Annotated in this window: 18 protein-coding genes and 1 pseudogene; 6 read left to right on the top strand and 13 right to left on the bottom strand. The window is 38.9% G+C overall.

From position 1 onward, the window contains the following. The 5 genes and pseudogenes from C7H19_RS19905 to C7H19_RS19885 form a co-directional block, all read right to left on the bottom strand. A pseudogene (locus C7H19_RS19905) lies at window positions 1-572 on the bottom strand (two-component system sensor histidine kinase RppB); the annotation flags it as partial. Further along, the gene (gene rppA, locus C7H19_RS19900; RefSeq protein ID WP_106458669.1) at window positions 547-1257 is read right to left on the bottom strand and encodes a two-component system response regulator RppA; all 711 of its coding nucleotides are present in this window, start codon (window positions 1255-1257) and stop codon (window positions 547-549) included. The gene rppA and the pseudogene C7H19_RS19905, both read right to left, overlap by 26 nt. A gap of 92 nt (window positions 1258-1349) precedes the next feature. After that, window positions 1350-1799: a DUF2808 domain-containing protein gene (locus tag C7H19_RS19895; protein WP_106458668.1), complete on the bottom strand. Its 450-nt coding sequence runs from the start codon at window positions 1797-1799 to the stop codon at window positions 1350-1352. A gap of 109 nt (window positions 1800-1908) precedes the next feature. After that, window positions 1909-2385, bottom strand: a complete 477-nt coding sequence (locus C7H19_RS19890; RefSeq protein ID WP_106458667.1) for a hypothetical protein — start codon at window positions 2383-2385, stop codon at window positions 1909-1911. Window positions 2386-2911: 526 nt separating this feature from the next. Further along, entirely contained in the window at window positions 2912-3121 is a 210-nt protein-coding gene (locus C7H19_RS19885) for a hypothetical protein (protein WP_146136559.1), read from the bottom strand. 156 nt (window positions 3122-3277) lie between these two features. Between C7H19_RS19885 and rlmN the strand changes: the two genes are divergently transcribed. Further along, entirely contained in the window at window positions 3278-4303 is a 1026-nt protein-coding gene (gene rlmN / locus C7H19_RS19880; RefSeq protein ID WP_106458665.1) for a dual-specificity RNA methyltransferase RlmN, read from the top strand. On the opposite strand, the gene C7H19_RS19875 is transcribed toward rlmN, so the two are convergent. Continuing rightward, complete coding sequence (locus tag C7H19_RS19875; protein ID WP_106458664.1) at window positions 4300-4485, bottom strand: replication restart DNA helicase PriA; 186 nt, start codon at window positions 4483-4485, stop codon at window positions 4300-4302. The genes rlmN and C7H19_RS19875 overlap by 4 nt on opposite strands. Window positions 4486-4860: 375 nt before the next feature. Next, a complete protein-coding gene (locus tag C7H19_RS19870) occupies window positions 4861-5379 on the bottom strand; it encodes an O-acetyl-ADP-ribose deacetylase (RefSeq protein WP_106458663.1) in 519 nt (172 codons plus the stop codon). A 359-nt stretch (window positions 5380-5738) separates the two neighbouring features. Between C7H19_RS19870 and C7H19_RS19865 the strand changes: the two genes are divergently transcribed. Further along, on the top strand, window positions 5739-7460 hold the full coding sequence (locus C7H19_RS19865) for a helicase HerA domain-containing protein (RefSeq protein WP_106458662.1): 1722 nt from the start codon (window positions 5739-5741) through the stop codon (window positions 7458-7460). Here C7H19_RS19865 and thrC read toward each other — a convergent pair. The 5 genes from thrC to C7H19_RS19840 form a co-directional block, all read right to left on the bottom strand. Continuing rightward, window positions 7457-8572, bottom strand: coding sequence for a threonine synthase (gene thrC / locus C7H19_RS19860; protein ID WP_106458661.1), 1116 nt, complete (start codon window positions 8570-8572; stop codon window positions 7457-7459). The two genes, C7H19_RS19865 and thrC, sit on opposite strands and share 4 nt — an antisense overlap. 464 nt (window positions 8573-9036) lie before the next feature. Further along, complete coding sequence (locus C7H19_RS19855; protein ID WP_245927657.1) at window positions 9037-10014, bottom strand: IS110 family transposase; 978 nt, start codon at window positions 10012-10014, stop codon at window positions 9037-9039. A 194-nt stretch (window positions 10015-10208) separates the two neighbouring features. Next, window positions 10209-10577 (bottom strand): hypothetical protein, encoded by a 369-nt coding sequence (locus tag C7H19_RS19850; RefSeq protein WP_106458660.1) that lies wholly within the window; start codon window positions 10575-10577, stop codon window positions 10209-10211. Between the two features lie 15 nt (window positions 10578-10592). Continuing rightward, window positions 10593-10826, bottom strand: a complete 234-nt coding sequence (locus tag C7H19_RS19845; protein WP_106458659.1) for a hypothetical protein — start codon at window positions 10824-10826, stop codon at window positions 10593-10595. A 103-nt stretch (window positions 10827-10929) separates the two neighbouring features. Continuing rightward, window positions 10930-11835 carry a hypothetical protein gene (locus tag C7H19_RS19840; protein WP_106458658.1) on the bottom strand — a complete coding sequence of 302 codons (906 nt, stop codon included), beginning with the start codon at window positions 11833-11835 and terminating at the stop codon, window positions 10930-10932. A gap of 282 nt (window positions 11836-12117) precedes the next feature. Between C7H19_RS19840 and C7H19_RS19835 the strand changes: the two genes are divergently transcribed. Both C7H19_RS19835 and C7H19_RS19830 read left to right on the top strand, forming a co-directional pair. After that, window positions 12118-12363: a helix-turn-helix domain-containing protein gene (locus tag C7H19_RS19835; RefSeq protein WP_106458657.1), complete on the top strand. Its 246-nt coding sequence runs from the start codon at window positions 12118-12120 to the stop codon at window positions 12361-12363. Between the two features lie 73 nt (window positions 12364-12436). Next, window positions 12437-13381, top strand: a complete 945-nt coding sequence (locus C7H19_RS19830; protein ID WP_106458656.1) for a hypothetical protein — start codon at window positions 12437-12439, stop codon at window positions 13379-13381. A gap of 177 nt (window positions 13382-13558) precedes the next feature. Here the strand turns inward: C7H19_RS19830 and C7H19_RS19825 are convergent, their stop codons facing one another. Next, window positions 13559-14134 (bottom strand): tyrosine-type recombinase/integrase, encoded by a 576-nt coding sequence (locus tag C7H19_RS19825; protein ID WP_106458655.1) that lies wholly within the window; start codon window positions 14132-14134, stop codon window positions 13559-13561. Between the two features lie 226 nt (window positions 14135-14360). Between C7H19_RS19825 and C7H19_RS19820 the strand changes: the two genes are divergently transcribed. Next, complete coding sequence (locus C7H19_RS19820; RefSeq protein WP_106458654.1) at window positions 14361-14684, top strand: hypothetical protein; 324 nt, start codon at window positions 14361-14363, stop codon at window positions 14682-14684. Between the two features lie 8 nt (window positions 14685-14692). Then, the gene (locus C7H19_RS25895; protein ID WP_181280682.1) at window positions 14693-16714 is read left to right on the top strand and encodes a hypothetical protein; all 2022 of its coding nucleotides are present in this window, start codon (window positions 14693-14695) and stop codon (window positions 16712-16714) included. Window positions 16715-16716 lie beyond the last annotated feature (2 nt).

The following is a 16716-nucleotide window of genomic DNA, read 5'->3' as shown; positions in this document are numbered from 1 at the left end:
TTGAAACTTCGTCCTAACTGTAAGTAACCCCAGTCTTCTTGACGGTTGGTGTGTAGAGAAAAAGAGATCTGATGATAACGGTTCCCCTGTTGATCTTTGATGATTTGCCATTGATTGATAACGGGAAATGAAGCATCTTCTGGAGGCATTCCCACAAAAGCTATTAAACATCCTTTCATATCCAATAAACGTAAATAGTAATTTCCTTGCCCAACAACGCTTAATATGTGACGATTTGGTGAGGCTGTTATATACATAGCAACTGGACAGTTTTTATCAGATTTTAAGAAAGAAGTGACATTCCTAAAACAAGGATTTCCTCTAGTACAAAGATCGGGTAAAAAATCGTAAATAATTGGTTCTATATGTCCGATGTTTTGTAGTTTAAGCTCTAGACTATCATGTATGGTTCCTGCAACTGAGGCGATTTCTCGATCGAGTGCCACCATGTGAGCATGAGCGATCGCTCGATACATCCCAAATCCTGATAGACTTAAAATGATACCCATAACGCTGGCATACCAGAACGCCAGACGAGATCGAGTTTTATTGAATAAGCTGTTTTGTTGCATAGGCATTTAGACGATAGCCAACTCCATGTAAAGTTTCAATTAAATCACCACAGTTGAGTGATTCTAATTTACGTCGTAACAAGCGAATTTGAGCCGCTACAACGTTACTGACGGGTTCTGCTCCAATTTCCCAAATTTGATTCCGAATCTGTTCGCTGGTTAAGATTTGATTGGGATGTTCCATCAGATATTCTAATATTTGAAACTCTTTCGTTGTCAAAGGAATAACTTGTTGTCCCCGAACAGCTTGAACACAGACAGTACGAGTGCTATAGTCGAGAATTAGTCCACCAAGTTGCAATTTTTGGGCTTGGAGTTGAGGCGATCGTCTTTGCAAAGCTCTAATTCTTGCCAGTAGTTCGGCTCTACGGAAAGGTTTAACTAAATAGTCGTCCGCACCTGCATCTAATCCTTCTACTTTATCCTCTAGTTGATCTTTTGCCGTCAGCATTAAAATTAATAGTGAACTATTTTGCTGCCTCAGTCGTCTACAAAGTTCAATCCCTGATAATCCAGGTAGCAACCAATCAAAAATAGCTAAGGTATAGTTAGTCCATTTATTCTGTAAATAAGACCAAGCTTCGTCACCATTTTGTACCCAGTCAACGATATACTTTTCCTGAATTAAAATTCGTTTAATTGCCTCACCTAAATCTGATTCATCTTCTACTAATAAAACCCTCATAAAATTTACCCATTTTGTAATTTATGGAATTATCTACACAGACTTGCTAGGAAAGTTCCCTCCTAGGAGTATACACAAGTTTAAAATATTTATTAGTTACCGTAAGTTTGAATTCTGGCTAATCCGAGAGGAATTTCTGGCTCGCTCCCAACAAACTTACCATAAAGTTTATATTGCCATGTCTTAGGGTAACCAGGGGTTAAAATACCTCTCATCTTAACTAATATTGTTGTGTTAGGAGGAACAGGCTGCGCGAAAACGATCAGAGCTTGTTCTCCATCAATAGAAACTTTAGCATCTAGCGTTTTACCTGTTTGATCTTGAATATTAATTCCTCGACTAATTTTAAGTTGCTCGGGCATCTGGATCAAAAGTTCAGACAAAGAATTTTTTTGAACTAAATATTCAAAATGGTGATTTGCACCTTGTACCCGCGCTGAGGGCTGATGAGCATCACTATGAGGATTCCTTGCTTGAACAAAAGGAGCAAAAGATGCTAGAGCTAAGGTCATTGCTAAACTGGTCAAAAATAGCTTTTTCATAATTGTTCACTTACCTAATTTGATGATTGTTTTTATTTCTTTATCTATTAATTACTTTGACAGAATAAAATTAAATTAAGATGAAATTATAATTTATTTTTTGTCTTTTTTATAAACGAGTACGGACTTCTGCTACCCCAATTGATAATTCAATATTACTATCCTCTAATTTGGCATAAACTCGATAACGCCAAATTGGATAAAACCTTGGAAGAATGACCTTATTTAGCTCAATCTCTAAAATTTCTTGAGGTACAAACCCTTCAGGAAAATCAAGGGTAACTCTTGTCTCATTTATTGAACTGTTAACTTCAAACTTTTGTCCCGATTTATTGTGTACGGTGATATCATTTTTTATAATTACGCCTGCAGGAATTTCAATTGACAATTCAGAAATACCTCTACTTTCTGGAGGGATATGAATCCGAATCGTATGTCTGGCAAACCTAGCTTTTCTTGACGGAAACTGGTTGGCATTTATAACAGAGGGAATCACCTTAGAACGACCAATACTATCGGCATAAACAGCAGATATTGATATCGTAGTGAAAATAGTTAAGACGGCGGCAATAAGTGTTTTATTCATTTTGAGTTTTTTAAAGCACAATCAAAAACTCGACTAAAATTAGGTTTTTGATGAAAGTCCTCCTATTACTAGATTGGCTAATAATTATGAAATAAAGATGAAATTTAACATCGTTATTAAATTTAATAATCTATAACTAACTTATGGATAAAATCCCACTATCTTTCCTTGTTTTGTAAAGACAGTAGGTTTTAGTTAAGTGATATTGTTGTGTTCCTCAATGCTCAATAGTACACAGGCTAAATGAAATTTTGCGGCTCTAACTTTTAATTTTTGTCTAAAATTAATTTTGCCTAATTTATAAATTTAAGAGACTCAAAAATTATCATCGCTCTCAGACTTAGAGAGATTATTTTTAAGCATAAAAAATGATTAACTTTAAATAATTTAGGATAGTTGACTATACCAAGATTGTCGCCATTGTTTCATCTTGACAATAGCATTCAGCATGATTTATCCATTTCAGCCACTATAATTCAATTTCACAGATAAAAATGAAATTAGGATGAAATTAAAACAGTTCCCATCATGCCCAAACCTTTATTGTCGAGAAGATAACAGTGACAGACGGTTTGAGAAGAAAAATCACGAAAGACATTTCAATTCGCCTTACCATTTTAGGTTCTGGCAAAACTTCAACAGAAAGCAGTTTTTGAGATAATGGCAATTGTGAAACTGAGCCTTTGTATGAGAGAGTTGCTAATACTTGTTGTTTGGTCTGAATGGGTTTCATCATAGAATTGTTGCCCATCATACATTCTCTCTTGAATTGTTCTGTGAAGCTTCAACTACAACTACTTTCAAACTAGCTTAAAGTACAGCCGACAAAGAAAGTGTCTCTAATGCCACAATAGAAAAGGTCTGAATCTATTTAAACTATTATTTTTGACAAATGACATCAACTGCATTATTAGGTAAATCTGTCAATGAATTAACTGAGTGGGTACAAGAACAAGGACAACCCGCATATCGAGGAAAACAGTTACATCAATGGCTATACGAAAAAGGAGCGCGATCGCTGTCTGATATCTCGGTATTTCCGAAGTCGTGGCGTGAAATAGTCGCAGATTATCCCATTGGTCGATCGACTATTGCTCATCGTAGCATAGCACCCGATAAAACACGAAAATATCTCCTAAAGTTAGCCGATGGAAAAGTAGTCGAAACCGTTGGTATCCCTAGTGATAAGCGTCTGACGGTGTGTGTTTCCTCTCAGGTAGGTTGTGCGATGGCGTGTGATTTTTGCGCGACGGGGAAAGATGGTTTTACTCGTAATCTTAAATCTTATGAAATTGTCGATCAAGTTCTCACGGTACAAGAAGATTTTCAACAACGAGTGAGTAATGTTGTTTATATGGGAATGGGTGAACCTTTACTCAATCTTCCTGATGTTGTTGCTTCGGTTAAGTCATTAAATCAAGATGTGGGGATCGGACAACGTAACCTGACTATTTCTACGGTAGGATTACCTGAGAAGATCTTACAATTAGCGGATTATGAGTTACAAGTGACTTTTGCAGTTAGTTTACACGCATCTAATCAAAAATTACGCGAACAACTCATACCCAGTGCAAAACACTATCCGTTAGAAAAGCTGTTAAACGACTGTCGAGAATATGTAAAAATCACGGGCAGACGGGTGACATTTGAATATATTTTACTCGCCCAAGTCAATGATTTACCCGAACAGGCTTTAGAACTGACACAAAAAATTAGAGGATTTCAGTCTCATGTAAACCTAATCCCCTATAATCCCATTCAAGAGGCAGATTATCAAAGACCGAATGAACAACGTATCCAAGCTTTTAAAAACGTTTTACAAAATCAAAATATTACCGTTAGTGTTCGTTATTCTCGCGGTTTAGAAGCCGATGCGGCCTGCGGACAATTGCGGGCCACAAAATTAGATTTGATCTAACGGCAAGCTGCACTACGTCCTGCGGATGCGTAAAATTCGATCACACGTCCTGTTTTAGAACAATTTGTCATGAAGTAATCACATACTGGACAAGCAGTCTGAGTAATTTCGTGATGGGGAAAATGTTCTCTTTCCGCAAAACTGCCACAGTTAGGACAACGTATTTTTTGTATCTTAGACATTTTTTCACCTCTATTTTTAATTTATCGTTTTTAAGTTAGGTACTAAATTGAATTAATGTATTTTTACTATTTTTTCTTTGATCCCCATTATGAATCAATCAATAGGAATCAAACATTAATTTTTTATTAAATAATATTTTTTAACATTGGCTCCTCTTGTAATAAATTTCAGATAGTCTTAACTCTTAATTCAGTTTCGCTATGTAATGTAGTCTAACAAACCTAAATTGAGTTACCCTCATCCTTAAGAATTATTGATCCCCATGCCGAAGCCCTTCAAATGAATAGGTAAACGCTAGGAGAGAAATTCAATTTTTGCAACATAAAACTACATAAAGCGAATAAGAATAAATACCTATCTAATTATAGCCTTCTCTAGAAAACATTTGCTATAGCTTGTCTATAAATATCGTAGATTTTCTCGTTAAAACAGACAAAAACAATTGTAGAGAGTGAAGAATTCTTTTCTAAAAATTTTCTGACTTCTGTGACAGCAATTTTGGCCGCATCAAGCATCGGATAATTATAAACTCCTGTACTAATAGCGGGAAAAGCGAGGGATTTTAAGTTTTTTTCGGCAGAAATTGCTAAACAACTGCGATAACAACTCGCTAATAACTCAGCCTCACCGTAATTTCCTCCATTCCAGACAGGGCCTACCGTATGAATTACCCATTTTGCGGGTAAATTGTATCCTTTAGTAATTTTCGCTTCACCCGTTTTACAACCCCCTAAACGGCAACATTCTGCTAATAATTCTGGCCCTGCTGCACGATGAATCGCCCCATCAACACCGCTACCACCGAGTAAACTAGAATTAGCCGCATTAACGATCGCATCAACATTTTGTTTAGTGATATCTCCGAGTACAATTGAAATTTTATTTTTATCCATTTTGTTTTTTTTTCTAAAAATCTGTATCAAAATTTACTTTTTAGTGTAAAATTATGTAAAGAATAACTAAGTTTGAGCGTATAAAAAGTAGTTCACAATACGTTCAAAATATACAAATAGACTCAGCAAAAAATCATCCCTAAGATTGAGCGCAAAGTCAAGAGAATTTGATAATACAAAAAAATAACTAAAAAATTTTCTAAGAAAACAATTCCCTTTGATTCTCCTTGAAAGTTAAAAGGGATAATAACAACGCTTATCGCATTTCTGTGATGGCGTGTCGTTAAAGAAAAATATTGCAACGATCGCTCTTAGGGTGACAGAATAAGGGATAACCCGATACATCACAGTAGTCAATAATGAGCGAACAACCGTTAGGATCAGTTACGCAAGGCTCTTTAAGTGAAGGTTTAGAAGTCCGTTTACATCCCGATGTTTCTGTAGAAGAAATGCGAGTCGGTAAATTTTTAGTCGTTCAAGGAATGCGATCGCGTTTCTTTTGTCTCCTCACCGATGTTTCTTTAGGCACTTCTAGCCCCCGTATTCTAGCAAATCCCCCCAGTTTTGAAGATAGTTTCATGCGAGATGTCTTAGCGGGTAGTGGAACCTTTGGCACAGTTGAACTCTCACCGATGCTCATGTTTACGCCAACATCCGACAATCCTTTTAATGGTAATGGAAACGGTGAAAAAAATGGCAACGGAAAAAGCAATTTAGCCTCATTTGAAGCCCAAAGTAGCGAAGAAGTAGAATTACTCCCCGTTAAAACCATTCCTGCCCATTTTAGCCAAGTTTTTGAAGCAAGCGAACGGGATTTTCGGATGGTATTCGGATGGGAAGATGATCCAACTCGTAAGAATTTCGCTATCGGACAACCTTTAGATATGGATGTTCCCATCTGTATCAATTTAGATCGATTTGTCGAACGCAGTAACGGGGTTTTTGGAAAATCAGGTACAGGAAAATCCTTTCTAACTCGTCTGCTGATTTCTGGTATCATCCGTAAACAAGCCGCCGTTAATCTGATGTTTGATATGCACTCAGAATATGGCTGGGAAGCGATGCAAGAAGGAAAACAAGTCTCAACCGTCAAAGGTTTAAGACAACTGTTCCCAGGACAAGTCGAAATCTATACCCTCGATCCCGATTCTACCAAAAGACGAGGCGTAAGAGATGCTCAAGAACTATATTTAAGTCATAATCAAATCGAAATTGAAGATATTCGTCTGATTGGACATGAATTAGGGATATCGGAAGCGAGTTTAGATAATGCAAATATTTTGTATGCGGAATTTGGGCCATCGTGGATTACCCAACTTTTGACGATGAATAATGAAGATATTAAAGAATTCTGCCAAGAAAAACAAGGTCATGCAGGTTCTATTATGTCTTTGCAGCGTAAATTAATGCGTTTGGATAGTTTAAAATATCTAAAAACGGTTTGCGCTCATGATTATATCGATCAGCTTCTGAAGTCACTCGATGCAGGTAAGCACGTTGTTGTCGAATTTGGTTCACAAAGTAATATGTTGTCATATATGCTGGCAACGAATATGATTACACGTCGTATTCACGGGAATTATGTCAAAAAAGCCGAATATTTCCTACAAACCAAAAAAATAGAAGATCGTCCGCGTCAGTTAGTGATTACCATTGAAGAAGCTCATCGTTTCTTAGATTCTAAGATTGTGCATCAAACCATTTTTGGCACGATCGCAAGAGAAATGAGGAAATATTTTGTTACTCTCCTAATTGTCGATCAGCGTCCCTCTGGGATCGATAATGAGGTGATGTCCCAAGTGGGAACTCGTATCACCTGTTTACTCAACGATGAAAAAGATATCGAGGCTATTTTTACTGGGGTATCGGGTGCGGGTAGTTTAAGATCAGTTTTAGCTAAACTCGATTCTAAACAACAAGCCTTAGTTTTGGGTCATGCGGTGCCGATGCCGGTAGTTATTCGGACACGAGCTTATGATCAAAAATTCTATGCTGAAATTGGCGCGATCGATTGGTCAGAATTATCCGATGAAGAAGTCTTCGCCGCCGCGATCGCCGCTAAAGCTGATTTAGGTTTCTAAAAGCCCATCAGTTCCGCCACAACCGCTAAATCAGGTATAACGGATTTAACTGCATTATTAGAAACTCTGATGGCACTGTCTGGATCTTTTAAACCGTTTCCAGTCAATACACAAACGACTGTACCATGACTGGGGACTTCATCTTTTAATTTTAAAAGTCCTGCCACCGATGCCGCACTTGCTGGCTCACAAAATATTCCCTCATGAGCCGCTAAGATTTGATAAGCGTCTAGAATATCTTCATCAGTTACAGAATTAAATGCACCAAGACTAGCTTCTTTTACGGCGATCGCTTTTTCCCAGTTAGCAGGATTTCCGATGCGAATGGCTGTGGCGAGTGTTTCAGGATGGAGAATGGGTTTACCTGCTACTAAAGGCGCACTCCCGGCGGCTTGAAAACCCATCATTTTCGGTAGGCGATCGCAATATTTTTGTTGATGATACTCACAAAAACCCATCCAATACGCAGTAATATTACCAGCATTCCCTACTGGAACACATAACCAGTCGGGGGCATTTCCGAGGGCATCGACTACCTCAAAGGCTGCTGTTTTTTGTCCTTCAAGTCGATAGGGATTAACGGAATTGACTAGAGTTACGGGATAATTTTCGGATAATTGACGAACAATTCTTAATGCTTCGTCAAAATTACCATCAATGGCGATCACTTCTGCACCATATAATAAAGCTTGAGCTAACTTTCCTAAAGCCACATAACCATCGGGAATCATCACAAATGCTCGCATTCCAGCGCGTTTGGCATAGGCGGCGGCTGAGGCTGAGGTATTCCCCGTACTAGCACAGATTACCGCTTGTGCGCCCAATTCTTTCGCTTTAGAAATCGCCATCGTCATGCCTCGATCTTTAAAGCTACCGGTTGGATTTAAGCCATCGTATTTTACAAAAACTTTAACCCCTCTTCCCACTTGTTCTGAAATATAAGGCACTGGAATTAGAGGTGTATTTCCTTCTAGAAGTGTGACAACGGGTGTTGTGTCACTAACGGGTAAATAAGAGCGATAGGTTTCGATCAAACCTTTCCACTGCGCGGCTGATTTTTGAATAATTATTTCTGGGGAGGCGGATTGAGGAATAAATGGCGAAGTTCTCATAAAGACGATTTACTAACGATTGTTGATTGCATCATATATAGAAGCAAATCAAGGCTAAATTTCTATCTAATAAATTATCTGTTATTTTAAAACCCTAGTCAATCAACTAGGGTTTGTTCATACTACCTTACCGCTTTCCTCAGTTCTTGATACAGCAGCCGGGTTTCATAAAACAGCAGCCGACAAATTCCATCTTTCCCCAATGATTTAAACGATGGTGATTGTTCTCCAGTTTGAGGATCAACTCTTATATTTTGCCAAGCATTTTTAAGTTTTTGTTGTACGACCGATAAAGCCGGTTTTTTGTCAATACATATTGTCGCTAAAGCATGAGCATACAAATGACAACGAACAAGATCGCTACCTGCCCAACTTTTTTTAATTTTATTATTTTTCGCACTGCTATCACCTGACGATTCATAATGGAAACCAAGGCCTAAAAACGATTGGAACTTCCTTAAAGATCAATCATGTTTCCCTGTACGGTAGGGAACGCCATTTAACAAGAAACGGTCTAACGGATAACAATGAATAAGTAGCAATGACTTTAAAACAATGCCAAAGCCGAACTGATTAAAAACTGTCAGATATGGTTTAAATTCTGTGTGCTGCATGGTTTCTGTTAAGCTTAATTCGGCTGTAAAGATGCGTTGATAATGAACTAAATAATCATTAATCAAGAGACGAGTATAATCACTAACACCGATACCGCTAGTTGTTTTGGGGATTCTCGGATGTTTAATTTTACTGACGAGATGTCCAAGGGTTGGGTTGATGCCTTTAACCCCAATATAGTCAAAATCTTTTTGAGCAATTTCTGGGAACTCTAAGCATAAACGTTGTCTAATTTGATTGGCTAAACTTCCCTTTAATTTGTCTTGTTGCTCGCGTTCAAAAAATAAGCGCCGAACTTGGTCAATTAACTCATGATTGTAATGCTTCAAAAACGGTTTTTCTCCAAATTCATTGCGAGCGCTGGGGTCAAACCACACTAAAGCTAATGACAAAGCATCAGATAAATCGCTTTTATTTTTAAATTTATAGTGACCGCGTGATTTAGCTAATTCTTGATGAGAAATCCAGTTAAGTTTTATGCCTAATTTCTCGGCTGCGTGTACCCAGAAACCAGAATACCAATAACCTGTAGGTTCGAGAACGATTTCTGAAATATTTAAAGATGCGAGTAAATCGATTCCAGATTTATTGCATTCAAGGCGATACATACAATCATTAATCTGTCTTGAGCCTTTAATTTTGTTCCAGTCCTTTTCAGTATTTAATTGCTTAAAAAACTGTGTAGGCGATTGTTCGGGAAAAGACGATAAAATGCAGACAATAGCCCAGTTACGGGATACATCCAAGCCACAAATATTCATAGTAAAATAGGGAGAAATTGTGATTGAAGAATAGATAGCCTTATGAAACTCCCAGAAGGAAACCATTAAGGTTGCTTTTTTCTATCTAAAAGGCAGTCTATTTAAAGAGAAAGAAGCCTTACGAAATTCAGACAAGCAATAAGCTTGATTTCTATTGAAAAGGCACTCTTTCTCTATGGTTCCTTGTGGAGGGGAACCACTACACCCCATAGAGCTAGGGATGTTTCGCTAGATCCTCCGCTTCTAGCTCATCAGGCGGTCTAAATTTCGTCGTTATAAATTTCAGCTTCGATGGCTTTTGGCAATTGGGGTACTGTCCCTGGAAATTGTTGAAATTCTGAGGCTTGTTTTAATCCCTGTGCGATTAAAAATTCTTGTCCTGACTCATAGATTTTTTTAGCTTTTATGACTTCTTCTTGTAGTTTGTAATAAGCATTTTTTGCTCTTCTAATATTTTGTTGAAGCTCTGCGAAAGTTACTGTATCGGTAATTTGACTGTTTACCCAGTTTTTTACCTCTTCGAGTTCGAGTTCTGGATTTTCAGGATTTACGATTGTTACTTCGATAATTTCATCGTTGCTGTAATGAATTTGTCCTCGGCGGCTGTAAGTAATTTGAGTAATTTTCATTGTTTTCTTCCTTGTTTAAGCGTTCATTGATAGTTGAGTTTGACTTTCCTCTGAGCAGAGATGGAATAATTCTCCTATCAAAAGATTAGTCGATTCTTTTGTAAGGGTTATTTTTTGCTGAGAGTCGATAAAAGTAATCAAGGATGTTCCGTCCTCAAATCGAATAAGATTAGAGATAGAATTTATGTTGATCAGAAAATCGACTTGAACATCTTTTGTTTTCGGCAGATAGATGAAAGTTTTGTTCATATTTTACTCTCCGTTTTTTGGGAAATAGACACAGTAAAACACACTCAAGGGTTTAGGTGACTGAGTCATAGTACAAATTATTTAAAGAGCAAGTTTTTAGAGTTTAGTCATCGGGTAACTTCCTCAGATACCTCATCAAATCGTATCCTTGTGAAAGAGTTAACGCCCCGATATAAGTAGTCTGATAACGTTCTTGGAAAATTGACCCGATGACTAAACTTTTACCAATACAAAAATCAACGATGTCATCTGTCAACTCAATGGCCTCCGCAGCATCGGGATGATTTTCATCTTCTGGATGTAGAGTTATTTCACCATCATTATCAGGTTTGGTCTGTTTTTGTATGGGTTCAGGATGCCCACCGAAAAACTGCTCTAAGAACTTGTTAGGGGACATACCCGCCTCGGCTGCTTTAGCTCGGATATTATCCCAAGCTTCACGAGAAAGCCTCAAGTTTTTCCATTGAGGCTCGCCTGGTGTAGCCATGTGGGCTTTGACATTTTCTAAAGTAATTTCGTGATCCATGTAGCGATCGCATAAATCACCCCATGTATCCTCAAGATGCCCATTTGCTTCGATTTTCGAGAGTTCCATTGCCACTGCTGCTGACATCGGAAGCCGAGTATGACCTGCGGCTATGAGTTGGGAAACAACCCGGGCCGATCGTATCCAGTTGTTAATTGTTGCTGGTGTACGTCCTAACGAGCGCTCGCAAAACTCCTTAAATGATGTATATTTTTTCTCCCATGCTTTATATAATTTAACTTTCCAGGCTTTCAAGCCAATCTCGTACCAAGATAGTACACGTGTCTTAATCTCGTGTGCTATCTCCTCTAAGTTTGTTTGAAAGTCGGATTTTTGCCCAAAGTTATCGACTTCGCGGGCTAACAAGTAAAGATCATTGGGCAACCCGTCGGCGGGCTGGACACCTAATAACGGACGGAATGGATCTAAGCAATAGCCAGACTTGATGTCAAAGCCTTCTTGAGTAATAGTTTTAGTTGTCATAGAGGAAAGAGGGGACGCACCCCTCGTGTTACTTTGCTTTGGAAAACGTTCCGGGAGACTAAAAAAATGACCAACGATGTTTCATAGGCTTATTTTCTCTTATTAGATCACATAGTGCAGTGATTTCGATCACAACACACTATTCGATAATTACAGCAGTCCTGCTCCCTAACTATTGCAGACTTAAAGCACTCTAGGGGTAGGAATGTTGTTTCTAATTAAGTCCACATTAGTGGTTTATTACTGTTTTGTCAAGCCACAGTGGTGGACTTTTGATCTAAAATGAATGAAAGATTGATTCAGGATGAAAAGCCATTGAAAGTCCTCATAGAACAAGCTGGGTATACACAAAAAGACTTTGCGAGTCGAATGGGGATGGCTTATTCAGCTATTAAATATTATGTTGCTGGTCAACGAATGCCTAGCGCGTCAGTCCTTGCCGATATGTGTCGAGTATTAAACAAATCTCCTAAAACAGTCATGAAAGCATTAGGCATCGACATCACCGGAATACCCGACGATGAATAAATAACTTTAATCCCCTAACAATTTTACGCGTTGCTAGGGGATTACTAAAACTACAACTTTATATACAGATCATATGACATACCCCTTATCGCCTGGAAACCGCGTCGTTTGGTATAACGAATTTGAAGAAATTCGGGGCACGATCAAACGGCTTTATAAAAACAAAGCCTTGATCAAAACAACCGACTTTGAGGAAATTAAAGTACCACTTGACGAATTAGAGCTAGTGCCTGTTGTTACCCCGGTCCGTGCCGCGTGTCCAATGAAAGTAGGCGATCGCGTTTCTCATAGGTATTTTCTTCATTATGGAATCGGCACAATCAAGCAAATTTTTGATCTCCCGATATCAGGGTGGCGGCTGCTGATCTTCTGGGAAGGAATAAACGCAGAGTCCCAAGAGGACTTTGACCGAATCGAACTTGTTAGGGAGCAGAATACTTGCACCCTAACAACCTCTAAAAACGACTGCACCCTAAAAGATGATGAGTGCCGATGGAACCCCGATGACTTTGGAGAATGCGATCGTTTAACCGAACCGGATGGACAAAAATTAATATTCTTCGATACAAACGAACCGCCCGACCCCGATGACTTTATTTCGCTAGAAGAATATGAGAAAGCTTATCGGAACTGGAAGGAGGCACGATCACACGACTGCACCCTAACAACCGATACAGAAATAAATTTTAATCCTAAAGACTACCCAACTACTCAAGACTGGCTTGACGACTCGATCAATCAATTCTTTTATGAAGAAGGAGAATATGAGCTAATAGTCCCAACTTTTCCCGATGAACCTGTTAGGGAGCAAGAAAGTGTTAGGGAGCAGGAAAATAACTGCACCCTAACACCTGATGAAAACGACTGCACCCTAACAACTAAGCTGCACCCTAACAGATGGATTGAAGAAAAGATGATTAAACGATCTGGCAAATTACACGGTCCATATCGTTATGAGCGCTGGCGAGATGAGTCTGGGAAAATGAAAAGTAAATATTTAGGAAAAAAACCAGTTTAGTAGGACAACCATTAAAAAGAGGTTCACTCGCCGAACCTTTTTTTAATAGATGCTTCCCTCTCAATCATCTTAACGCGCAATCAGCGATCGCAATGGTGTCATTTAAGCCAACGAATAATAAAGCGATCGTTAACCCAACGCAGAAAAATAGCCAAAACCAGTAATCGTCATAAATCATTAAAAAATCCCCTCTAAAGCATTTAAAGTGCGTTCTGGATCAGTCTCTATATATCTAGCCAAGTTTGCTAGGCTGCTATGACCGCTAACGGCTTGAATCGTTTTAAGGTCAGTACCATGTCTTGCGAGTTCCGTTATGCAGCTTCGACGGCCGCTATGGGTCGTTATGCGTAAATGTCCTAAACCTGCTTCTTCTGATTTTCGTTTGAGGAAAAATAACACCGCCTCATAACTAATCGGCTTCATTGGATCGATGGGGCTTGGGAACATCCATTCAGATTCGCTCGCTTGAAAATATCCTCTTAACAAAAGCTTCAATTGAGCGCAAATTGGAACAACGTGGTGTTTATCTTTTCCCTTGCGGTTTTCTTTTCGATAAGTAATCGCATCGTAAATAAGGCGATTATCGTAATCGGCGTAAACATCCTTAACTTTGAGTAGAATTACCTCCCCAATTCTTGCCCCCGTATAACGAAGTAAAGACCAGATCATTTTGTGATAATCAACGTCACAAACTGATTCCAATTTGCTCCATTCTTTTTGACTTAAAACACTAGCTTGACCAAACTTTCTCATCTGTTTTTCAAGAAAATGTTAATTATTTATTTCTGCCAATTATAAATAATTAACATTAGCCCTCTAACCAATTATTCATACTCTGTAAAGATACTCTCCATAAGGGTTTTAGTCTTCCGTAGTAATACAGAAAATATCTATTTTCTGCACAACAATAAGGCAATCGATTGTTAGGCAGTTAGGAATAATCAGAGTAAAATCGGAATAATGTTATTGAAAAAGAAAAATGACTTTGATCAATTTGTCCACCGACTTACCTTCAGAATTAGTCACTCTTGAAAAACTCACATATCATAACTGTCTTGCCTTAAACCTTCTTTATTCTAATTTGCAAATTCCTTTAAACAAGGAAAATATGCAATTTCCTAAATCAGACGTTAAAACAGGTCGGGCTTTAGATGGAAAACTTTACTCTGTCATCACTTTAGCGTTTGAAGTTGACGAATCGATCGTCATCAGCAATCCATCAAACAAAAAACCTTGGATGGCTGCCTATGACTGGGGAAACGTTGCATATCCAACCGCTTTCAAACAAAATAGCCCAGCTTAATTAAAAATATGCTTGCATTTATTGGACCCAATTCGTTCGCACCGCCTGTAGCCCCACCTCTAGCCCCACCTCTAGCCCCCCCAATAGCACCGCCTAAACCTCCATTTGGGTTTAAACCAGGCTCTTTCGGTGGTTTGCTTGGGCCTTTATTATTTGATTTAGTTTTTCCTCCTCCTGTCGGTCCAACTGACGCTCAAGAGCAACAAGCGATCAAAAACAATCCTCAAAATCCTGGACAAGATAAAGGAATTGAGCCACCCATAGGACCTGACTTTTTAGGCGGTCAGGTCCCAGGTCAAGTTTATTTAATTAAATTTAGTTATGAATATGTATCTGATCTCGCATGGGGAACCATATATTATCAGACTGAAAAAAATGCCTCAATGTATGGAATTGGTCCTATAGTTGGGTTTGTCCATAAAGATACCAACGTTGGACATTGCTGGCATTTGAGGCATAAAGGCGGAGCAGAGGATCTAATGCTGCTTCAAGGAAGTCCCCAAATTGCCTGGTTCAATGCAAAAGAGTACAGAAGAAACCCCTTTCCTCAAGTAACGACGATCAATCTTTTAGAAGTCATTCCCTACAACCCCCCTCCAGGATTTAAAGACAAAGATAAAGATCCTAAAAATCCTGGAATCACGTCCCCTGGCAGCAACCCCCCCCTACCTGGGCTTACTCCCCTGGGTCCTGGACTGAACCCGCTAGGTCCTGGAATTAATCCCCCCTTACCAGGATTTACTCCATCAGGTCCAGGAACGAATACAAACCCTGGAACAAATCCAGGCACTAATACAAGTCCTGGGCAAAACCCTGGAACAAATAACAATCCTGGTTTTGATCCGTTAGGCAATACCAAGCCTAATCCTGGACCGGCTGGATTTGTAGGGCCAGGGACTAGCCCAAACCCTGGAACAAATCCAGGCACTAATACAAGTCCTGGAAAAAGCCCAAGTACAACCCCTGGCACTAACACGAGTCCTGGAACAAAGCAAAACCCAGGACCTATAACATTATTGCCGCCGCTATTTTTACCCCCTGGAATTGATCAAAAAACAGGAAAAAATACAGGTTTTTCGCCCGTGCCTGAACCTAATGCACCGAGCGTTAACACCCAACCTGGTCCTAAAGAATGCTGTATCCCTGTAATGGGGAAATTAGGCGATCAAGATAAAAAACTGGACAACATAGGGGACAAACTGGATAAGTTTAACGCGGGAGCCAACGCGGGTCAACTTGCCCAGTTACAAGAAATTTTGGAGCGATTAGGTCCCAAAGTAAACGGCGGTTTGTCAACTTTTTTAACGGATAAATTTACAAAGCTTTGGCAATCAAGTGCGGTGGATCGAGCGTTGTCTTTGATGAATTTAGCTGCATCAATCCACAATGCTGTAATGCTTTCAAGGAATATCGGAGAAACATTAGTCGCGGCTTTTACGAATATTCTTGCTCTAATTGGAATTAAAGATCCAGATGGTGTGTCAAAAAGTTTTTCTGAGGCAATTGGTAACACAATTGAAAGTTTTATCAAGGGAGTCATCGGAGCGGAAAATTACACAGAATTAGTCACTACATGGAAAAAAGCGAACCGCATTTATCAGGCGGCTATTAATACTTATCAGCTATTGACTGACTCACTTTTTGCTGTAGCGGAAGGGTTGGAACTGGTTGGAAAGTACACAGGTAAGATGGGAAATGCTTTGAAGAAATCTGGAACCATCTTAGAAAGTTCTTATGATTGGTTTGGAGAAACGTTTAACTTTAAATCTAAGCGAAATCGAGCAATACAAAAGGTAATCGAAGGATTACAGGGAGCGCAAGAGGTATCAAGCGATTTATTAGAAATTACCGAAAACTTTAGAGAAGCACAGGAAAACATTAACGAAATGGGAGAACAGATTAATACAATCAAAGCCGAAACCCAAGAACAAGTAACCGAGAAAACAACTAAGGAAACTACTGGAAAAACTAACTCACAAACTCCTGATATTCCTAAATCTTCAATGAATAAACCATCACTAGTATCATAACT

The organism is Aphanothece hegewaldii CCALA 016 (assembly GCF_003007785.1).
Taxonomy (GTDB): domain Bacteria; phylum Cyanobacteriota; class Cyanobacteriia; order Cyanobacteriales; family Microcystaceae; genus Chroococcus; species Chroococcus hegewaldii.
This window is presented reverse-complemented; position numbering and strand designations above follow the sequence as displayed.